The sequence below is a fragment of the Mycobacterium sp. AZCC_0083 genome (genome assembly GCF_014202335.1).
Lineage (GTDB): Bacteria > Actinomycetota > Actinomycetes > Mycobacteriales > Mycobacteriaceae > Mycobacterium.
In genome coordinates, this window is sequence record NZ_JACHGP010000003.1 from 90,692 (window position 1) to 108,855 (window position 18,164).

Annotated in this window: 19 protein-coding genes and 1 tRNA gene; 9 read left to right on the forward strand and 11 right to left on the reverse strand. The window is 63.2% G+C overall.

Going from position 1 to position 18,164, the window contains the following annotated elements:
- Window positions 1-16 precede the first annotated feature (16 nt).
- Both HNP02_RS07460 and HNP02_RS07465 read left to right on the forward strand, forming a co-directional pair.
- Complete coding sequence (locus HNP02_RS07460; protein ID WP_184436776.1) at window positions 17-1,039, forward strand: hypothetical protein; 1,023 nt, start codon at window positions 17-19, stop codon at window positions 1,037-1,039.
- Window positions 1,040-1,373: 334 nt separating this feature from the next.
- Window positions 1,374-1,613, forward strand: coding sequence for a hypothetical protein (locus tag HNP02_RS07465; RefSeq protein ID WP_184436778.1), 240 nt, complete (start codon window positions 1,374-1,376; stop codon window positions 1,611-1,613).
- 146 nt (window positions 1,614-1,759) lie between these two features.
- Here HNP02_RS07465 and HNP02_RS07470 read toward each other — a convergent pair whose 3' ends face one another.
- The 4 genes from HNP02_RS07470 to HNP02_RS07485 form a co-directional block, all read right to left on the reverse strand.
- The gene (locus HNP02_RS07470) at window positions 1,760-3,292 is read right to left on the reverse strand and encodes a PIN domain-containing protein (protein WP_184436780.1); all 1,533 of its coding nucleotides are present in this window, start codon (window positions 3,290-3,292) and stop codon (window positions 1,760-1,762) included.
- Between the two features lie 108 nt (window positions 3,293-3,400).
- Window positions 3,401-3,670: a helix-turn-helix domain-containing protein gene (locus tag HNP02_RS07475; protein WP_184436782.1), complete on the reverse strand. Its 270-nt coding sequence runs from the start codon at window positions 3,668-3,670 to the stop codon at window positions 3,401-3,403.
- A 599-nt stretch (window positions 3,671-4,269) separates the two neighbouring features.
- Complete coding sequence (locus HNP02_RS07480) at window positions 4,270-4,407, reverse strand: hypothetical protein (RefSeq protein WP_184436784.1); 138 nt, start codon at window positions 4,405-4,407, stop codon at window positions 4,270-4,272.
- An 861-nt stretch (window positions 4,408-5,268) separates the two neighbouring features.
- Complete coding sequence (locus HNP02_RS07485) at window positions 5,269-5,877, reverse strand: hypothetical protein (RefSeq protein WP_184436786.1); 609 nt, start codon at window positions 5,875-5,877, stop codon at window positions 5,269-5,271.
- Between the two features lie 57 nt (window positions 5,878-5,934).
- Between HNP02_RS07485 and HNP02_RS07490 the strand changes: the two genes are divergently transcribed.
- Complete coding sequence (locus tag HNP02_RS07490) at window positions 5,935-6,450, forward strand: hypothetical protein (RefSeq protein ID WP_184436788.1); 516 nt, start codon at window positions 5,935-5,937, stop codon at window positions 6,448-6,450.
- Window positions 6,451-6,588: 138 nt separating this feature from the next.
- Here HNP02_RS07490 and HNP02_RS07495 read toward each other — a convergent pair whose 3' ends face one another.
- The 5 genes from HNP02_RS07495 to HNP02_RS07515 form a co-directional block, all read right to left on the reverse strand.
- Window positions 6,589-7,431: a hypothetical protein gene (locus HNP02_RS07495; RefSeq protein WP_184436790.1), complete on the reverse strand. Its 843-nt coding sequence runs from the start codon at window positions 7,429-7,431 to the stop codon at window positions 6,589-6,591.
- Between the two features lie 250 nt (window positions 7,432-7,681).
- On the reverse strand, window positions 7,682-8,602 hold the full coding sequence (locus tag HNP02_RS07500; RefSeq protein WP_184436792.1) for a hypothetical protein: 921 nt from the start codon (window positions 8,600-8,602) through the stop codon (window positions 7,682-7,684).
- Between the two features lie 201 nt (window positions 8,603-8,803).
- Entirely contained in the window at window positions 8,804-9,202 is a 399-nt protein-coding gene (locus HNP02_RS07505) for a hypothetical protein (RefSeq protein WP_184436794.1), read from the reverse strand.
- A 2-nt stretch (window positions 9,203-9,204) separates the two neighbouring features.
- Entirely contained in the window at window positions 9,205-9,855 is a 651-nt protein-coding gene (locus tag HNP02_RS07510; protein ID WP_184436796.1) for a hypothetical protein, read from the reverse strand.
- Window positions 9,852-10,052 (reverse strand): AlpA family transcriptional regulator, encoded by a 201-nt coding sequence (locus tag HNP02_RS07515; protein ID WP_184436798.1) that lies wholly within the window; start codon window positions 10,050-10,052, stop codon window positions 9,852-9,854. The genes HNP02_RS07510 and HNP02_RS07515 overlap by 4 nt, the downstream gene beginning before the upstream one ends.
- Window positions 10,053-10,158: 106 nt before the next feature.
- On the opposite strand from HNP02_RS07515, the gene HNP02_RS07520 reads away from it, so the two are divergent.
- Together HNP02_RS07520 and HNP02_RS07525 are read left to right on the forward strand one after the other, a co-directional pair.
- Window positions 10,159-10,698, forward strand: coding sequence for a helix-turn-helix domain-containing protein (locus HNP02_RS07520; RefSeq protein ID WP_184436800.1), 540 nt, complete (start codon window positions 10,159-10,161; stop codon window positions 10,696-10,698).
- Complete coding sequence (locus HNP02_RS07525; protein WP_184436802.1) at window positions 10,695-11,936, forward strand: site-specific integrase; 1,242 nt, start codon at window positions 10,695-10,697, stop codon at window positions 11,934-11,936. Before HNP02_RS07520 ends, HNP02_RS07525 begins: the two co-directional genes overlap by 4 nt.
- 6 nt (window positions 11,937-11,942) lie before the next feature.
- On the opposite strand, the gene HNP02_RS07530 is transcribed toward HNP02_RS07525, so the two are convergent.
- Window positions 11,943-12,025 (reverse strand) — tRNA-Tyr (locus HNP02_RS07530).
- 108 nt (window positions 12,026-12,133) lie between these two features.
- Here HNP02_RS07530 and HNP02_RS07535 point away from each other — a divergent pair.
- On the forward strand, window positions 12,134-12,625 hold the full coding sequence (locus HNP02_RS07535; protein ID WP_184436804.1) for a YajQ family cyclic di-GMP-binding protein: 492 nt from the start codon (window positions 12,134-12,136) through the stop codon (window positions 12,623-12,625).
- A gap of 4 nt (window positions 12,626-12,629) precedes the next feature.
- Window positions 12,630-12,848 (forward strand): hypothetical protein, encoded by a 219-nt coding sequence (locus tag HNP02_RS07540; protein WP_184436806.1) that lies wholly within the window; start codon window positions 12,630-12,632, stop codon window positions 12,846-12,848.
- Here the strand turns inward: HNP02_RS07540 and HNP02_RS07545 are convergent.
- Entirely contained in the window at window positions 12,845-14,086 is a 1,242-nt protein-coding gene (locus tag HNP02_RS07545; RefSeq protein WP_184436808.1) for an acyl-CoA desaturase, read from the reverse strand. The genes HNP02_RS07540 and HNP02_RS07545 overlap by 4 nt on opposite strands.
- 181 nt (window positions 14,087-14,267) lie before the next feature.
- Here HNP02_RS07545 and HNP02_RS07550 point away from each other — a divergent pair, with 181 nt between their 5' ends.
- Window positions 14,268-15,293 carry an NAD(P)H-dependent glycerol-3-phosphate dehydrogenase gene (locus HNP02_RS07550; protein WP_184436810.1) on the forward strand — a complete coding sequence of 342 codons (1,026 nt, stop codon included), beginning with the start codon at window positions 14,268-14,270 and terminating at the stop codon, window positions 15,291-15,293.
- Window positions 15,294-15,369: 76 nt separating this feature from the next.
- Window positions 15,370-18,156: a LuxR family transcriptional regulator gene (locus HNP02_RS07555; RefSeq protein ID WP_184436812.1), complete on the forward strand. Its 2,787-nt coding sequence runs from the start codon at window positions 15,370-15,372 to the stop codon at window positions 18,154-18,156.
- Window positions 18,157-18,164 lie beyond the last annotated feature (8 nt).

An 18,164-nucleotide genomic window follows, 5' to 3' on the forward strand; every position in this document is an offset into this window, starting at 1 on the left:
GAGATATCTTCTAGCCATGTTCTTTGCCAACGAGTTCGGCCAGGGGAAGCGCGGGTCGCTTCGCGAGGCTCTTGAGTGGGCAGAAGTGCTGGAAGAAGCGGTGGGCAGGTGGGCCAACTTCGGCGGTTCAGACGAAGATCGACGTGCCGTTGGCGACCAAGAACCCGGACAACACTGGATTGGCACGGGAGTTGCGTCCCGGAGTGGATCGCCGGATCCTCTCAGGGACGAGTGGACGGCGGTCGTGATCGTCGAGCACCTACGTGTGTTGAGAACGCCGAAGGGCCGTAGATTCAAGCAGCTCGCCGGCGCTTTCATGAAAGCTCATTCAGCGTCGTTTTCGACTCTTGTCGTGGGTTCCGTGCTAGTTGCAGCGGATGCCGCCGTCGTTGGTGGCTCAGTGAGCGTGCCCGGCGGCCCCGGCGGCACACTCGGCGGCACTCTCGCCGCTGGAAGTGGGCGCACCGCAGTGACCGCAGGGCACATTGTTTGGTCAGGACTGAGGGGCGGAATTGCAGAGCAATCGGCCCCGTCCATTGGCGTTTCACAGCGAGAAATAGGTCACGTCATAGGGTGGTCGCACATCCGTCGGAAGCACAACAAATCCGACCTCGGCCTGATTGACCTGCACCCTCAGTGCGACGATGGAACGCGGACTGGGTTCAGGGAAGTTGATCCTGACGACCTAGCTGGATTGCGGGTCCGGAAGACGGGATCGAGGACCGAGACTACCTTTGGACACGTAACGCTCATACGGACGAAGGGAATCGGCGTTTCCTACCACGGGAAGCGCAGACTTTTCGATGGGTTGTTTGCCGTCGAAGGTGAGCAGGAGAAATTCGCGTGGTACGGCGACTCTGGGGCGCTCATCTATCCCGGCGAAACACCTTCAGACGGCGACGTGGCGATCGGAATGATCACCGCAGTGTCTATGACCTCAAGAGGGTCTGGTAAGCCCGTGTGTTGGGCAGCAGGTTCGACGGCGTTGTCGGATACGATGAAAGAGATCCTACAAGGCAGCGGTCGATCGAAAGCGTGACGGAATGCCTGGTCAAAGTATTGCCGACGCCGAATCGGCGCGGGATCAGCTAATGAAACTGATGAGCTGGACTCAACGGCGCAAGATGAACGGTACTGGGCTTGAGCGGCTTCCCGACGGGGGCTGGGGCATCGTAATTCTGCTCGATCATCGGCTGCGGAGGCCGCTCGAGGTGCCGACACACGTCTCAGGTATCCCTATTCGCGTAAAGGAAATCGGACCGACCGAGGCGCTTGCGTAGAGCCGCGCGGGTAGGTCGGGATTGCTGAGCCGTATCTAGCGATCAAAGAGTTACTTGGCGGCGGCTGCGTCGACGGCGTCTGGGGAGCTAGTGGTGACGAGGAGCACTGACCCCCTGTGCATCCCCGGTCGTGGCCACATTCACCTGGTCATGCCCGACGACGGCGATGGCGACAGCAACGGCGGCTACAGCGAAAATCGCCACGATCAGCGCCCATTTCCGCCCGATCCCAGCTGCCGTAGGACCCTGAACCCGGCGAACGTCTCCCCGATCGTCAGCGGCATGAGTTCGGATGCTAGCCCGTACATGTCGACGGAGAGCGGGTTCGGATAGGCGGAGCTTGCTGACTCTCAGTTGTGATGATCGCGACGGATGTCGTTAGGCCACATAATCTGGCCGAGGCCGCGCGTCATACCCGCCGAGTCTCTTCAAACGATCGTTTCGCGACGGATGAGCGATGGCCCTGCTGAGCTGTTGCTCTAGGGCGACGCCACTGGCCCTCCGTTGTCGAGGGCGTCCGCGTCTTCGCCTAAGTCGGAGTCGCCATTACCCGGGTCCGCATCTCTGGAAGCTCCGATCATCTCGGCGGTACTGGGTTTGCCGCCGAACAGGACGCGACGCATGGTCTCGGCGGTCTCATTGGCCTGGGCGTTGAGGGCCTCGACAATGTTCGGTGAGCCGCTGAAGAGGATCTTGCGCATGGTCTCGGCGGTCTCATTGGCCTGCCGGCTGATCATCTCGGCGGCACTGGGCGAGCCGCTGAAGAGAGTCTTGCGCATGGTCTCGGCGGTCTCATTGGCCTGGGCGTTGAGGGCCTCGACAATGCTCGGTGAGCCGCTGAAGAGGATCTTGCGCATGGTCTCGGCGGTCTCATTGGAGTGAACGCCGACTAGTCCGGCGATGCCGGAAAGCGGTGGGTCGACAGAGTGTCGTTCCGCCCTTCGATCCCGGCGGGCGCGCATGGGATCTCCAGGCAGCGCTACGGCGGAATCGACGGTCATCTCAAGCACCTCGCCGCTTGGTGAGACTCTGACTTGGCCGGACAGTCGCAATTCCTTGGTGTACTCATGGCCGGCGAACTGAGTGTCTAGCGCAGCGATGTCGACCTCTGCGTCAACGCTGAATCGTCCTGTCCAGCCGGCGTCGCCTCGCCTAGCCCCTTCGGTGAAGATCCACCCGCCGACTTCCTCACGTGCGCCAGCGACTTCGGCGACTTGTACTTCCAATGGAAGGGCGGCTTGGTCGGGATCCAGCACCAACCCGGCAAGGACCTCGATCAACTTGTTGTCCAAAGCGTCATCGTCGAGTATGTCGACCAGCCGTTCAAGCGTCTCGGCATCGATCGGTGAGAACTGGCTGGCGAAGTGTTGCTCGATTCGGTTCAGACTGAGCACGTAGAAGACTCTTTCGGAGAGCCTCCGCTCGGTCAGCTCCGCAACCAACTCCTTGTGGAACAGGATGGGGCAAGCATCGCGTGTTCCCTTGCCGTCGCTGGTCCAGTTACCGGCTTTGGGTCCGAAATCCGTGTGGTTATCGCTCACCAACCACACTTCGGTTTCGGGGTTGGCTTGCGCTGCTGCCAGGACCGAGTGCCAAACCAGCGTGTCGCGAAACCCATCCTTGTCGCCGCCTCCATATGGCGCGCGACTGCCCGACGCGCGGCGGGCGATGTCCATGTAATCGATCGCCGGCGTCGGCCAGACCTTGACACCCATGGCGTTCAACCTGGTGCGCAGCGACATCTCGTATGCGCTAGACACTTCGTCAATGCGTGACACGATCGCAGCCTTTGCGTCGTCAAGGCCGAACACGCCGAGGTTCAGGTCGACGACTTTCTGACGGCTGCTTGCCCAGCCGCGCTGAACGACATTCACCGTTTCCATCACAACGACTTCTGGGACGACCACTTCGATGTCCCACTCTGCGGCGTGATCCGTCAGGGAGCGCCACGCTCGGCTCTCTAGAAGGGGTGATGCAACAAGGATGTTCGTGTCGACGACGATCACTGCCACCCGCGCGATTGTCCTCCTTGGTGGCACGATCCGTCCGCCAGGGGGACCGTTATTGAGACGGGGAGCGCGTGCACCCCCGACGGCACTGTCACCAGAAGCGCACGGTGGTCAGCCTCCGGCTGATGATCCTGGAGGGACTGGCAAACCGCTCACCAACTCTCCCGCATCGGTGGCGAGGCCGTCGGCGATCTTCACGATCGTCTCCAGGCGCAAGCTGCGCTGACCACGCTCGACCTTGCCCAGCTGCGTCCAGTGGATGCCACATCGTACGGCGGCGGCCTCCTGGCTGAGGCCCAACGATTGCCGACGATCACGCACACGCTCACCGAAGACACGGGTGGTCTCATTTAGGGCGGGCTTGGATCGTTCGTCGGACATGATGCCCAACCACATACGGCCAGTGCGCAATGGGCCAGAGTGTCAAATACGCATGTGCATCGCACCCATGTCTAATCGGCCTAGTATTGTCGAGCTGTTGCCAGCCGGAACGCGGGAGACCGCTTGGTGGCGGATCTGTAGCAGCGTCGCAGGTTTGAGGGGGCACCATGCTTGAGCGCGTCGGCGCGTTTTGGAGTCGGCTTAGCACCGGGGGCCGCGTAGGCATTGCGACTGCTGCAGGCGTGGTGATCATCGGGATCATCGCGGCTGTGATTACACAGGTTGGACACAGCGACTCATGGAAGTACGGCTACGACCACGCTGGTACAGCAATATCGTTGGTGAGGCAGGGAGTGTCAGCCGAGTCAGGTTGCAGATCGGTGGTGGGAATCGCTGCGGGCTACGCCACCGAAGCCCAGAGCAAATCGGACGACTACGGCGACATGTACGACGGGTGCATGGCGGCGGTCAAGGACAATTCCGGGTAATCGATCTTCCGGACGACACCCCCGATCGGTCGGGCAAGGATCGGTCAATTCCCTCTGAGACGTGGAGGTCAGCGACTGCCTCGGCGGACTGGTTCGGTGAGAACCCAGCCTCTACAAGTCGTCTAACCGCTTCTGCTGCATCTTGATGCGGCCCAGATGTCCGAACTTCTGCTCGACGCGGTGAATCTCCCTCGCCTGCGCTAGTGAGATGAAGGGGTTGGCGTGCCGCGACCCGGCGCGGCCACTCATGAAGCTCAGGCAGGTCAACGACGGTCACGTACTCGAAATTCCAGCAGCCACAGCCCGCTTGACATCATCGCCTGACGCCCTACGCGACGTCAGAGCTGACCCTAAGAACCTGGTGTTGGTTAATGACGATTCACCGAGTACCTCAGAAGCTGAACTGAATACGCATTCGCCGTGGTTGAAGTGTCGACGCATGGCGCAAGTGCGAGGCGGTAAGCCGATTCAGACCTTGGAACAACTCAACAATTTGTCATCCTCTACAGGCTGATCGGACCAGCCAATCTTCTTGATCTGCAGTCAGTTAGGAAGCCGCGTGCGCGCCCCGCGACTCCTAGCCCAGTCCTATGCGACCCCGTGACTGCCAGTGGCTTCGACCGGACCATCTGGTGCTGTCACCGGCTTGGTGCGTGACCGCCGCTACCTTCGCCAGAAACCCAGCTCGTAGCTTCACCCGCGAGTACAACCGCTGGCGTGAAGCCGCTGCTTTGACAGCCGAGAGCACCTGTTGTTTCAGTGAACTCAGAATACACCACGACCGCAACCAATCTGCAGATCGATTATCAACCTATAGTGTTGCTACAGTATATATTTCGATGCTCACCAGCGTCGTTGCCACGCGGACTGGGCGCGAGACCGACCACTGCTCCTTGGTTGTCGGATTTGCCTAGGCCATGCGGAGATTCTCTGGTCACGGTGTGCGCGTGCGAGAAGGCCGACCATGGCGAGGTTCAGCCCGTCGGACTCCAGGGATCTGAACCCCATACCGGGGTCACTTGGCCGAGTCGGCGAGGATCCGTAAGTTAGCTTGTGCGCGTGAAAGTTTCTTCACCACTGCGTGAGCCGCTATGAATGGGGGAACCTTGTCTAGTCTCCGGGCTCGTTGACGTCCGGAAGCTGTGCGAGTGGGCCGGGTAGGACATAGAAGAACCGTTGGGACAGGCCGAGGTAATGCTGGATCGGATAGCCTTGGAGTTCCAAAGCGCGACCGCGTATCTTGCTCAGCTCGCGCCCCAGTGTCAATTGCGTCTTCCAGGGACTCCAGGCCAACCGAGACAGAACTTCAGCTGTGTCGCGGACGAGAGTGTTGAACGCAGTCGGGGGACTCCCCCAGAACTCTTGATCGACTGGATCGAAGTCCACTGCGTCGCCGCTCAAATAGCGGGCGGCGCGAGCGAAGACCACGTAATGCTGCAATGCACGTCTAGGGATGCGGGCTAGTAGGCCAGCCGTTTCCAGGTCACGGATGGCAGTGACGAACTCGGGGAAGTCCTCGCCATTCGCAGTCCTTGAGAAACGTGCCTCCTCGACCGCTGCCACTGCTTTCAGGAACTCGCTGCGGATCTCGCGGCGTGCTCCGGCTGCTCCAACGTATTGCCCGATCGCACCGCCAACGCCCAGTGCAGCAATCAATGAGGCGAGCGTCGACACATCCACCGCGCCAACATATCGGTTGGAGCAGTCGAGGGTCGGCATCCGGGGCACTTGTGAACTGGTACGGCTCAGAGGCACGCCTGGGGCAAGCTGATCACCGTGACTGACGATGTGTTTCCACTGCAGATACCCGAGGCTGGCTACCTGAACAAGGTCGGCCTGGTTGTGTTCCTTGTGGCCGAACTCGAAGGGTTAATCATTACCGACCTGGTGCGGTTCCATCCTCTGCTTCCACCGCAATTGGACTTCGCGACGTTGCGAGGCATGAAGGTGGCTGGCATGACCACATCCAACATGGGCCAGTACTTCCTGGCTCACGCCCCGCGAAGCACCGACGAGGGGGTCGCTGAGTATTACCGCGCGGGTGGGCAGGCGCTCATCGAGATCGGGCCGAAGCGCAACGCGATGTTGCACGCTCGCCCTGGTGTCGATGGCAATGACCCCCAACAGAAGCTGAGGCTGCTCAGGTGGCGGCCCGACACGGATCATGAAAAGTCCGAGGCCCACATGATCGACGACGAGTGGATCGATGACCTCATCAGCACGATCATCGAGATCCGGACCAGTGTGGTCGCATCAAGACCACGGCAGCCACGGCTCGACGGCCTTCAGTAGATCGATCCACGGCGCGCGTCTTTTTTGAAATTTAACAACTGTCCTGCACCTGCTGTGGACATAATCCATTGAAGCGCAGTGGAATTCGACTATAGGCACACTGTAGGGCGACAACCACGTATCCGCAGGCTCTGCTGGTCAGATTGACTCTTCGTTTCCCTCGGCCCAGCTGTCCCATTCGCTGACGGCTAGTAGCAGGCTGGTTGCAAGCATCACTGCGATCGTCGCGTTGCGTTCGGTCAGTTGCTCAGGCGACACAAAGTGCGCGGTGCAGTGACGGCGCAGTCGGGCCGCTGGAGGATCACCCGGATTCCAGGGGACGTAGAACTGCAAAACGGGTCGAAAGGCCAGAGAAACACTGAGCAGCTCGTCGCCTAAACGAGACTCGTCGATCGTCTTGACCATCTGCGAGTACGGACGTCGTGGCGGCATCGTGCCACGAATGATGGTGTCACACAGGTTCGCAGCCAGGCTCTGCGCGCCTGCGAATCGACGTTCGGCGAGAAGCGTCAGAGCCTCCCTGACGAAGTCGCCGAGGTCGGCCACCGAAGGGTGAAGCTGCGTCGCGTTGATCGCTGTTCGGCAGTCGTCTATGACGTCATCGCGCCTTCCAACGAGCACTCGGACGCGATCGGCATAGTTCTCTGCGTCGAGGACGGCCTGGACGATCTCAGCACGCGGAACGTAGACGAGCGGAAGGCCGTCTTCCGTCAGTACCGCCCAGACGCCGTTCAGCCTGCCGTCGCGGGGCCAGTTGATCGGAAGGCTCTCGCGCAAGCGGGTGCTCATGTACGCAGCCGCGCGGATGGCCTGGTCGATCAGTTCTTGAAATCGTGGTCGCGATATCAGAAGGGCGTCGACGACCTGCTGACTGGCGGCGTCGACCTCGTCTTGCAAACGCTGCATGACCCCGACCAACGAGCTGATTGTGGTGAAGTCCAGATTGAGGCCCTCGGAAGGACTGTCGGAAGCGTCGGCCATGAGCACAAGGTATCCCGATGGGGGAGCGCACTCCGTTTTCAGTCGTCGTTTCTGGGGCCTCAGCGCCACGCTGAGCGACTTTGAGGGCTTCTGGCTCCGATCCCCCTGGCCACGTCGGTCATGTTGTCCCTGAAGACGTTCCAGCGGAGATCTGCTGCCTGAGTCTGAGTCTGCTCAGAGATCTGGTCCAGGCAAGCACGCTCGGCCTGAAGCTGAGCGGGACCGATCTTCTCGTTCCAAGGACGACGCCTCACCGGTGCTCCTCCAGACGGCGGCGAAGATTGATCAAGTCGATGTTCCACGAAGGAGTCTCGGGGAGCTGAGGAGGGGCAGGCTTGCCGAGCTTCGTGGACTCCAGGAAGTACTCGTACTCATCGCGGATTTGCTTGAGGTTGGTGATCTTCTCGGGACCGTGCCTCTTGTCCATCAGGCCCTGACCGAAGACGTAGCCGATGACCTCAAGGACCTCTTCAAGGGAATGGCCGTCCTGGAGCAGCACTCTGGCACTGGTGTGCCAGCCCCTAATCCGCTGCTGGTTCTTGACTTCGCGCTGAGTCGCTTCCTCGATGGAAGCGTGGAAGGTCTCGACGATCTCGTTGGCCTTCGTGAACCTGGAGAAAATGTTGTCTCGTCGCATGCGAGCGGAGCGAGCACCCACAGGGACTGCCTGCTGACTGCGAGCGGAGCGAGCGCCCCCAGGCTGATCCAGGTCGGCCAAGGTGATCACGGTGTCCCGATCCCTATCGACTTTCCCTGGCTCCACCGCTTGGAGATCCGTTGCTTCCTCGCGCAGCGAGGCCCTGGACTCGCCCCCAAGATCTGTATCTGGATAACTCTTCTTCGGAAGAACTACTTGGTTATCTACTACTTCTTGGTTCTTCTTGTCTTTATCTACTTGATATATATAACTATTCGGCTGCTCACTATGAGCAGGGGGCTGCTCACTGCGATCAGGCTTGGCGGAGGTCGGAATCTGATAGAGGTTGGCTTGCTGCCAGTTGTCCTGGAAGACCGCCTCGGCCTTGAGTAGACCAGCATCACGCAATGTGTCGATCGCCCGGCGGACCTTGATGACGGGCATGTTGGTCAGTTTGGCGAGGCGCTTGTGGGTCAGCTGCATGCCGTCGCCGATGTCATGGGCCACCAGGACGGAATGGACGATGGCTGGCACCGGTCCGACCTCTTGCAGTATCTCTGGGTCGATGACGTAGGCCTTCGGCGTCCTCTGGTGAATCTCATTGCGAGGTACCATCAAAAGGTCCTCCTGTTCTTGTGGGGAATGGTTGTGGTAGTCCTTCGTCGGGACTCTTCCCGTGGCGGCAAGCGATGGGGGCCTCGGTTTCCCGCGCCAAGGCCCCCATCGCATTCGCGGTCATTTGGCCGAGCGGCGCTCGATCGGATACTTGGTTCCGTCGACACGTCGGCAATAGTCGAACTTCGCTGCACAGTCCTCGACCTCGTTCTCCGACTTGGCGTTCGGCATCTGCCTGCGTTGCAGCTCGAACCCGGCGATGGCTTGGCGGAGCATGTGGATGTCGACCTCGCTGAAGTCGTACGGGCCGATCTCCAGTCCGAGGCCGATGCACTCGTTGAACACCAGCCGGATGGGTAGCCGCACAAAGGTGCCCTCGGGGTTCTTGTGCGGGTACGGAGCCGGATAGTCGTCGAGTACGGTCCTGCTGATGTCGAAGCCGTCGACCCTGGGGGCGTCGTCGATGGGCGAGTTGTCGTAAGCCACGCGAAACATCGTGTTGTCGTCGAAGTTGGTCATGGTCAATCAGGCCCCGAAACTTCGCGATCAGCCAGAAGCTGCTCGATCCTGGCTCGCATCTGCGGCGTCACGGCGGGGCCCTTGTCGAGGATCTCGGCCACTTTGTGGACGACGGACGCCTCACACATACCGTCGGACCCGACGGAACTAGCAGTGCACAACGTCGAATCAGGTCCGGTAACTGCATGGCTGCTGGCGTGTGCGCAGTTCAGCGTCGCCTCATCGCAGTCGAGATCCACCAATCGGTGCTCAACCGGCTGACGACCCAGCCGCTCAGCGCCAGCGAGGACGTGAACATCCTTCTCAGGCGTTCGATTAGTCTTCGGGCGGCCACTGTTAATTGCCGCAACAGCAGCGTCGGACGACTGCCGCTTGATCTCATCCCGTCGCTTGAAGTCAGCGACGCTTCGATCGATCTGCTGCTGTCGCTGTTCGGAGTGGTGGGCTTCTTGCTCGGCCCACCACTGTGCGATACCGGCAACTTTACGGCTGCGCCGCCTTCCGCTGGCGTTTCGCGCTTCACGATGGCACCAGCTGGTCGCGGTGCTGACATGGGGGTCGTTCTCAACGCATTCGTCGAGCATGGGCAGTCCGATGTCCTCCATGGCATCGCGCTCGTTCTGACAGACCTGCGGGCGGCGGGAGGTGATCACGCAGCGTCACCGCCCGTGCTCGTCGCGGCCTCCTGCGCGGCAATCCACGCCAGTGCCTCTACCTTGCGCCAGACCCTGCGCCTGCCCAACTTGAAGCTGGCTGGTCCGGTTCCAAGCATCGCCCAATACCGCCAAGTGCTCGCCTTGGTCCCGGTCAGCTTCTCGAGATCGGGCGCGCCGACAAGTTCACTATCCACTGTTCCCGCCTCCTTCCTATTTTCGTAGAACTAACTTTTCTGGTACTACGCCTAGTATCAACCGTGTTGGTTGCGTCGAGCAATACCAGAAAGTAAAGTTGCGAAAATGGGAATTCAAAAGTGGAGTGATGACCGTTTCGGGGAACGAGTTAAGCAGGGGCGCACCGACGGCGGCTGGTCGCAGGCGGAAATGGCAAAACTTCTGGCCGACAACGGTGTCCAGCCGATGCACGCCACGACGATCGCCAAGATCGAGGCGGGCGATCGGTCGGTTCGCATCAACGAGGCGGTCGGTATCGCTGACCTCTTCGGTGTCTCCCTTGACACGCTAATGGGGCGGTCGGTGGGTCCTGCGGACGCCGACTTTGCCTTCGCGTTGCGGGTACTGCGCGACACCGCCAGGCGCTCATCAGACCAGGCGCTGGACGTCACTCGCGAAATCCAACAACAGGCACGTCACATCGCAGCCGCCTTCGATTACGACGGCCTCCAAGGTCTGCAGAAGCTCGCCGACACGGCGTGTCGCCGCCTCAACAGCGCATACGACGCAGTCGAAGAACTGGCACTGGAGACCGAGGAAGCGTTGAGGGCCAAGACAGCAGCCGCGCGTAAGCAGCCGAAGGTCGCGAAGGTGGTGAAGGCATGAGCGGTGCCGTGAAGCGTAAGAGGCGGGCCGGTGTCGAGGACAGATGGAACAAGTCCCTTCGGGACCTTGAGGGCAACGAGCAGAAAGTGCCCAGTGCAATGCACGGCAAGGGCAGCCGCTGGCGCGCGCGGTACGTCGATGACCATGGCCACGAACACGCCAGAGGGTTCGCCCGCAAGGTCGATGCGCAAGCCTGGCTCAACCAACAGGTGAGTGATCAAGTCACTGGCACCTGGACCGACCCCGCGCTTACGGCGGTGACGTTCGGAGTGATTGCCGAAAAGTGGCTGTCCACCAAGGCACATCGGTCGGCAAAGACGGTAGCGGGCTATCAGTCGTTGCTCGACACCATCGTGCTCCCACGGTGGAATGGCGTCCCCTTGCGCGAGATCCGATACGACGATCTTCAGGTGTGGATCACCCGGCTGACCACAGACGGGTCAGTGCGATTCGTGGGCGCGGGCTTGAGCGCCTCCAGAGTGCGGCAGGCACACCAACTCATCGGTGCCGTGCTGAAGTTCGCGGTACGTTCCAAGCACCTGGCAGCCTCCCCCGCCGACGGTTTGGAGCTACCAACCCTGCCCGAGACCGAGCAGCGATACCTCACTCACGAACAGCTGCACCGAGTGGCGATAGCGTCAGGTCGTTTGCGGACTCTTGTATTGGTGCTTGGCTACTGCGGTCTGCGATTTGGGGAGGCCGCCGCGTTGCGCGTCGGCGACATCGACATCGACAAGCGCCGGATTCGGGTGCGACGGTCAGTCACCTACGTCCGCAAGACCGGCCTCGTCGAAGGCCCGACGAAGAATCACACCTCTAGGACCGTGCCGGTGCCCCTGTTTCTGTCCCGGTTGCTCACCACCGAGATCGACGGACGGGGCGACACGGCGTTGGCCTTCCCGTCCGCTCGGGGTGGCGGGTTTCTCACCGTCGGTCAGGCGAGGTACGGGTTCCAGAAGGCCACGGCGGCGGTCGACGGGTGCGACGGCGTCCGCCTGCACGATCTGCGTCATACGTGCGCATCGCTGGCGATCAGCGAGGGGGCCAACGTGAAGGTGGTCCAGAAGCTCCTCGGACACAAGACTGCCGTCCTGACTCTGGACCGATATGGCCACCTTTTCCCGGACGATCTGGATGCCGTGGCTTCTGCGTTCGACGCGGCTGCTGCAACTACTGCGGACGCACTGCGGACGATCAGCCCCCACAACGCAATCAGGCCCCCTCGAAAGGGGGCCTGACGTGCGTGGCAGGTACAGGATTCGAACCTGTGTAGGCGTTAGCCGACGGATTTACAGTCCGCTCCCATTGGCCGCTCGGGCAACCTGCCGGGGTTTTGACCTCCCCCGAGGTGGTACCCGGGTTTGGTGCGATAAGCAGGGTACAACGAGGATGGTCCCAAGACGAAAACGCACACAACAGAGGAGGAGGGGGTCCAATGGCGGATTCAAGCTTCGACGTCGTCAGCAAGGTCGATCGCCAGGAGGTCGACAACGCGCTCAACCAGGCCGCCAAGGAGCTGTCCACCCGCTTCGACTTCCGCGGCACCGACACCACCATCGAATGGCAGGGCGAGGAGGGCATCATCCTGGTCTCGTCCACCGAGGAGCGGGTGAAGGCCGCCGTCGACGTCTTCAAGGAGAAGTTGATCCGACGGGACATCTCGATGAAGGCCTTCGACGCGGGCGATCCGCAGGCCAGCGGCAAGACCTACAAGGTGATCGGCAGCATCAAGCAGGGCATCAGCAGTGAGGACGCCAAGAAGGTCACCAAGCTCATCCGCGACGAGGGACCCAAGGGCGTCAAGGCTCAGATCCAGGGCGACGAGATCCGCGTCAGTTCCAAGAAGCGCGACGACCTCCAGGCCGTTCAGGCACTGCTCAAGCAGGCCAGCCTCGACGTCGCATTGCAGTTCGTCAACTATCGGTAGGTACATGGCTACGAAGAGAACCATTCTGACCGTCGCCGCGGCTGCGGCGACGCTGCTGGGGTTGGGCGTCGTCGCGGTGCTGGTGCGCGAGACGCTGACCAAGCAGCCCACCACCCGGGACCGGACCGACGACGTACGGGGCCGGCATCCAGAAGTACCCGCCACCGAGTTCGCCCCGCGGTCGCACGGCACCCAGAGTGGAGACGCCGGCGGGCCCAGCTAGAGCACGGTGGTTCTGGCGCGTCGAACGCTTCGGCGAAGGCCGACACCGTGGCGCAGCGCCGTGCGGAGTCCGCTTCGCTGCCCCGCGATCGAGCCCAGCCGGACGGCCGACCCTGCCCAGAACTTCCGCTCCGACGCGGTTTCCGGAGCGTCGTCGGACGTCGCACGCAGGAGGCCGTCGGGTAGCGCCAACTTGTGAATGGTGCGCAGCGTCAAGAAGTACTGACGCACCAGAGAACCACTCGTGTAGGGCAGGTCGTACTTGTCGCACAGCGCCCGCACCCGCACGGCGATCTCCCGGTAGCGGTTGCTCGGCAGGTCGGGGAACAGGTGATGCTCGATCTGGTAACACAGGTTGCCGGTCGAGAACGCCAGCAGCGGGCCGGCATCGACGTTCGCGGCCCCCATCATCTGGCGCAGATACCATTCGCTGCTGGTCTCGTCCTCGAGCACGGCCTCGGTGAACTTCTCTGCGCCATCGGGGAAGTGGCCGCAGAGGATCACCACGTTCGTCCAGATGTTGCGCAGCAGGTTGGCAGTGGCGTTGGCGCCGAGGGTTCGGCGCCAGCGACGCCCGCTCAGCGCGGGCACGAACACGTAGTCCTTGGCGGTCTGGCGGGCGATCTTCTTGAGCAGCAGCTTGCCCTCGGCGGACTTCTTCTCCTCCGTGTCGGCCCGGTCCCGCTCCGAATAGAAGTCATGAAGCGCGATGCCCCATTCGAATGTGACTGCCAGCAACAGGTTTCGCAGCGGCTGCATGAGGTGTTCGGGTTTCCACTGTTGATCGCGGGTCACCCGCATCACGCCGAAGCCCAGATCGTCGTCCACTCCGACGACATTGCTGAACACGTGGTGGCGGTAGTTGTGCGAGTACCGCCACTGCGACGACGGCCCCACCTGGTCCCACTCCCACGTCGTGGAGTGGATCTCCGGATCGTTCATCCAATCCCACTGCCCATGCGAGATGTTGTGCGCCAGTTCCATGTTCTCGACGCACTTCGCGTACGCCAGCGACGCGGTCCCCACCAGCCAGCCCGTCCTCGAGCGACTACCGGCGATGAGCAGTCGCGCCCCGATGTCGAGCGCCCGCTGAAACACGATGGCACGCCGAATGTAGGACGCGTCCTTCGCCCCGCGCGATTCCTCGATGTCGCGGCGAATGGTGTCGAGTTCGGCCCCGAGGGCCTCGATGTCCGTTGGGCTCAGATGCGCGTACGCCGCGATATCGGTGATGGCCATCTAGTTCTGTTCCCTCGGCTCGTCGCGTCGTACAGCGGCAGAGTCTGGGCCACCTTGATAGACCCCTCCACCCTAGCCTCGCTGGCAAGGTGCGGGCGTCTGCGCTTCACACCAGGGTCGACGTGCACGCAGTTCGCCAACTGCCGGTGAAACGGCAGGTGTCGGACCTACCCTGATCGGCATGGCATCCGCTCAACGCGAACCCAACGTCGTCGTCCTCGGTGGAGGCTCCTGGGGCACGACCGTGGCTTCCATCTGTGCGCGGCGCGGGCCGACGCTGCAGTGGGTGCGTTCCGAGGACACCGCCAAGGACATCAACGACAACCATCGCAACTCCCGTTATCTTGGCGACGAGGTCGAGCTGTCGCCGACGTTGCAGGCCACCACCGACTTCTCCGAGGCGGCAGGAACGGCCGACGTCGTCGTCATGGGCGTGCCGTCGCACGGCTTCCGCGGCGTGCTGGAGCAGCTGAGCAAGGAGCTGCGGCCCTGGGTGCCGGTGGTGTCGCTGGTGAAGGGTCTCGAGCAGGGCACCAACAAGCGGATGAGCCAGATCGTCGACGAGGTGCTGCCAGGACATCCGGCGGGAATCCTGGCCGGGCCGAACATCGCCCGAGAGGTCGCCGAGGGCTACGCCGCCGCCGCGGTGCTCGCCATGCCCGACACGAAGTTGGCCGCCAATCTCGGAAAGCTGTTCCGCACCAAGCGGTTCCGCACCTACACCACCGACGACGTGGTCGGGGTGGAGATGGCCGGTGCGCTGAAGAACGTCTACGCGATCGCCGTCGGCATGGGCTACTCGTTGGGCATCGGGGAGAATACCCGGGCCATGGTGATGGCCCGCGCCGTGCGCGAGATGTCCAAGCTTGGCGAGGCGATGGGCGGGCACCGCGACACGTTCGCCGGCCTGGCTGGCATGGGTGACCTCATCGTCACGTGCACCAGCCAGCGCAGCCGCAACCGCCACGTCGGCGAGGAACTCGGTTCTGGCAAGACGATCGAGGAGATCATCGCCTCGATGAACCAGGTCGCCGAGGGCGTCAAGGCCGCCAGTGTGATCATGGAGTTCGCCAACGAGTACGGGTTGAACATGCCGATCGCCCGCGAAGTCGACGGCGTGATCAACCACGGCGCCACCGTCAAGGACGCCTACCACGGCCTGGCCGCCGAGAAACCCGGCCATGAGGTGCACGGTTCCGGCTTCTAAGCCAGCAAACGCAGAACGCCGACGTATCGGCCATTCGATCGACACATTCGGTCGTTCGCTGCCAAGATCAACAACCATGACGGGTGGTGGACTCGGCCGGCCGGCCGAACGAAACGCCATCGCTGACTTCCTGACTACCGCCGAATCGGGCCAGGCCGGCCTGATCATCGAGGGTGAGGCAGGCATCGGCAAGACCAACCTGTGGTTGGACGCCGTCGAGCAGGCCCGCACGCGCGGGTTCCGCGTCCTCGCCGCTCAGGTAGGCGAAGCCGAAACGGTCCTCGCCTACGCCGCGGTCGGAGACCTGCTCGGCGACATCGAGACGGCCACGCTCGACGGACTGCCCGAAGTGCAGCGACTGGCCGTCGACCGGGTACTGCTGCGGGCCGCAGGCGACGGGCTCGTCACCGACCAGCGGGTGGTGGCAGCGGCGCTGTCCTCCATCGTCGACGCGCTGTCCCCTACGACGCCCGTGCTGGTGGCCATCGACGACGTGCAGTGGCTGGACCCGTCGAGCCACGCGGTCGTGGCGTTCGCGGCGCGTCGGCTCCGCGGCCGGGTGGGCGTGCTGCTCAGCGAACGGTGCGAACCCGACAAGGGCACCGCGTGGTTGCGGATCGGCGAGCCCGACGACTTCACCCACATCCGGCTGGGTCCGATGAGCCTGGGTGGCCTGCATTCGATCATCATGGCGAATCTCGGCAAGCCGCTGTCCCGTCCGGTCATGGTGCGCATCGCCGAACTCTCGGGCGGGAACCCGTTTTACGCGCTGGAGCTGGCGCGGGCGATGGGCGGGCGACCGTTGCAACCGGAGCCAGGACTGCCGCGCACGCTGGCCGAGCTGGTGCGTCTGCGGATCGGGCGCCTCGACGGCGACGTACGCACCGTGCTGCTCGCGGTCGCATCCGTCTCCGCCCCGACCGTTGATCTGCTGGCCCGCGTCAACGACACCACCGCGGAACGGATCGTCGACTTGCTGGAGGGTGTTGAGGCGGACGGCATCGTCGGCATCGTCGGCAACCGAGTCCGGTTCTCCCATCCACTGCTTGCCCGCGGCGTCTACACCGACGCGACCCCGGCGAGCCGCCGCGCCATGCACCGGGCGCTGGCGGCCATCGAGGCCGAGCCCGAACTCAGGGCCCGCCACCTCGCCCTGGCGACGGCCAGCTCGGACGACACCACCTTCAAGGCGCTCGACGCCGCGGCCGACGCCGCGCGGGGCCGTGGCGCACCGGCCGCCGCTGCCGAACTGCTCGACCTGGCGATCGGGCTCGGCGGCGACAAGCCGTGGCGCCGGATTCGGGCGGCGGGAGACCATTTCTACGCAGGCAACACCGACCACGCCGAGAGCGTGCTCACCCCGATGGTCGATCAGTTGCGACCGGGGATGCTGCGCGGTATCGCGCTGAACCTGCTCGCCGCGATCCGCATCTACGACAACAACTTCGTCACGGCCATGGATCTGCTCGCCCGCGCCGTCGACGACACGCAGGACGTTGCGCCCATCCTCGTACAGACGTTGTTGAACCTCTCCTTCACCCAGGGCATGGGCGCCTTCGCGGAAGGCACACCCGCGCACGGCACGTTCGACGAATCGATGACCAACGCCCGCAGGGCTGCCACCGTGGCGGAGACCACCGGCATCCCCGGGTTGGCGAGCCAGGCTCTGGCCCATTGGGCCCACACGCAATTCATGTACGGCCACGGCATCGACGAGGCGAGCCTGACCCGCGCGCTCGAGCTCGAACAGGTCAACGACGACGTCCCGATGCCGTTCAGCGCCAGCGCAGTCGAGGCGCTCATCCTGGCGTACACGGGCCGGATCGACGAGGCCCGCACCCGAATGCGCGCCGTCTACGAACGCTGCGTCGAACGCGGCGCGGACCGAAACGTGTTGGTCGTGGCCGAGTATTGCGCCCTGATCGAGATGTGGAGCGGCAATCTCACCGAGGCCGCGGTGATGGCCGACGCGGCCATCGAACGTGCGCAGCAGCTCGGTGGCGGGACCGTCGACGTCATCGGGCTCAGCATCCGCGCCGCGGTGCACGCCCACGCCGGCCACGGGACCGAGGCGCTGGCCGATGTCGACGCGGCACTGCGGGCCGCCCAGGCGTGCGGGGCGCCCCGAATGACCGAATGGCCCTTGATGGCAAAGGGATTCATGGAGGTGTCACTGGGCAGGTACGACGACGCAGTGGTCACGTTCGCGCCCATGGTCTCGCGGCTCGGCATCATCCCCGGTACCGAGATCATGAGCGGCTGGTACCTGCCGAACGCCGCGGAGGCAATGGTGGCACTGAGCCGGCTCGACGAGGCCGAACCGCTGATCGAGGCACTGGAGCGCAACGGAGCAGAACACGACCGACCATGGATGCTCGCGGCGGGCGCCCGCTGTCGCGCGTTGTGGCTGGCGGCCAACGGCGACGTCGACGCCGCCCTCGAGTCGGTGAACCGCGCGATGGCCGAACACGACCGCACGCCGATGCGTTTCGAGCGGGCCCGCACCCGACTGCTCCTCGGCAAGCTGCAGCGCAGGCGTCGGCTCAAGGATGCCGCCTCCAAGACCCTCGCGGAAGCGCTCGCCGAGTTCGAGGAAGTGGGTGCGCCGTGGTGGGCCGACCACGTTCGCGCCGAGCTCGCCCGTACCAACGTCCGGCCCAACTCGGCTGTTGCGCTCACTCCGTCCGAACAGCGGGTGGCCGACCTGGCCGCCTCCGGCATGACCAACCGCGACGTCGCCGCGACGCTGTTCATCGGGATCAAGACCGTCGAGCACAACCTGAGCCGGGTCTACAACAAGCTGGGCATCCGCTCCCGCGCCGAACTCGGCAGGCGGATGGACCAGTTGCGCGACGCCGAGTGACGCCGGAC

Coding starts and splice junctions, on each gene's coding strand:
- HNP02_RS07460 (WP_184436776.1), top strand. CDS start 17: ATGTTCTTTGCCAACGAGTTCGGCCAGGGGAAGCGCGGGTCGCTTCGC.
- HNP02_RS07475 (WP_184436782.1), bottom strand. CDS start 3,670: ATGTCCGACGAACGATCCAAGCCCGCCCTAAATGAGACCACCCGTGTC.
- HNP02_RS07480 (WP_184436784.1), bottom strand. CDS start 4,407: ATGAGTGGCCGCGCCGGGTCGCGGCACGCCAACCCCTTCATCTCACTA.
- HNP02_RS07485 (WP_184436786.1), bottom strand. CDS start 5,877: ATGCCGACCCTCGACTGCTCCAACCGATATGTTGGCGCGGTGGATGTG.
- HNP02_RS07495 (WP_184436790.1), bottom strand. CDS start 7,431: ATGGCCGACGCTTCCGACAGTCCTTCCGAGGGCCTCAATCTGGACTTC.
- HNP02_RS07505 (WP_184436794.1), bottom strand. CDS start 9,202: ATGACCAACTTCGACGACAACACGATGTTTCGCGTGGCTTACGACAAC.
- HNP02_RS07520 (WP_184436800.1), top strand. CDS start 10,159: ATGGGAATTCAAAAGTGGAGTGATGACCGTTTCGGGGAACGAGTTAAG.
- HNP02_RS07525 (WP_184436802.1), top strand. CDS start 10,695: ATGAGCGGTGCCGTGAAGCGTAAGAGGCGGGCCGGTGTCGAGGACAGA.
- HNP02_RS07535 (WP_184436804.1), top strand. CDS start 12,134: ATGGCGGATTCAAGCTTCGACGTCGTCAGCAAGGTCGATCGCCAGGAG.
- HNP02_RS07540 (WP_184436806.1), top strand. CDS start 12,630: ATGGCTACGAAGAGAACCATTCTGACCGTCGCCGCGGCTGCGGCGACG.
- HNP02_RS07545 (WP_184436808.1), bottom strand. CDS start 14,086: ATGGCCATCACCGATATCGCGGCGTACGCGCATCTGAGCCCAACGGAC.
- HNP02_RS07550 (WP_184436810.1), top strand. CDS start 14,268: ATGGCATCCGCTCAACGCGAACCCAACGTCGTCGTCCTCGGTGGAGGC.
- HNP02_RS07555 (WP_184436812.1), top strand. CDS start 15,370: ATGACGGGTGGTGGACTCGGCCGGCCGGCCGAACGAAACGCCATCGCT.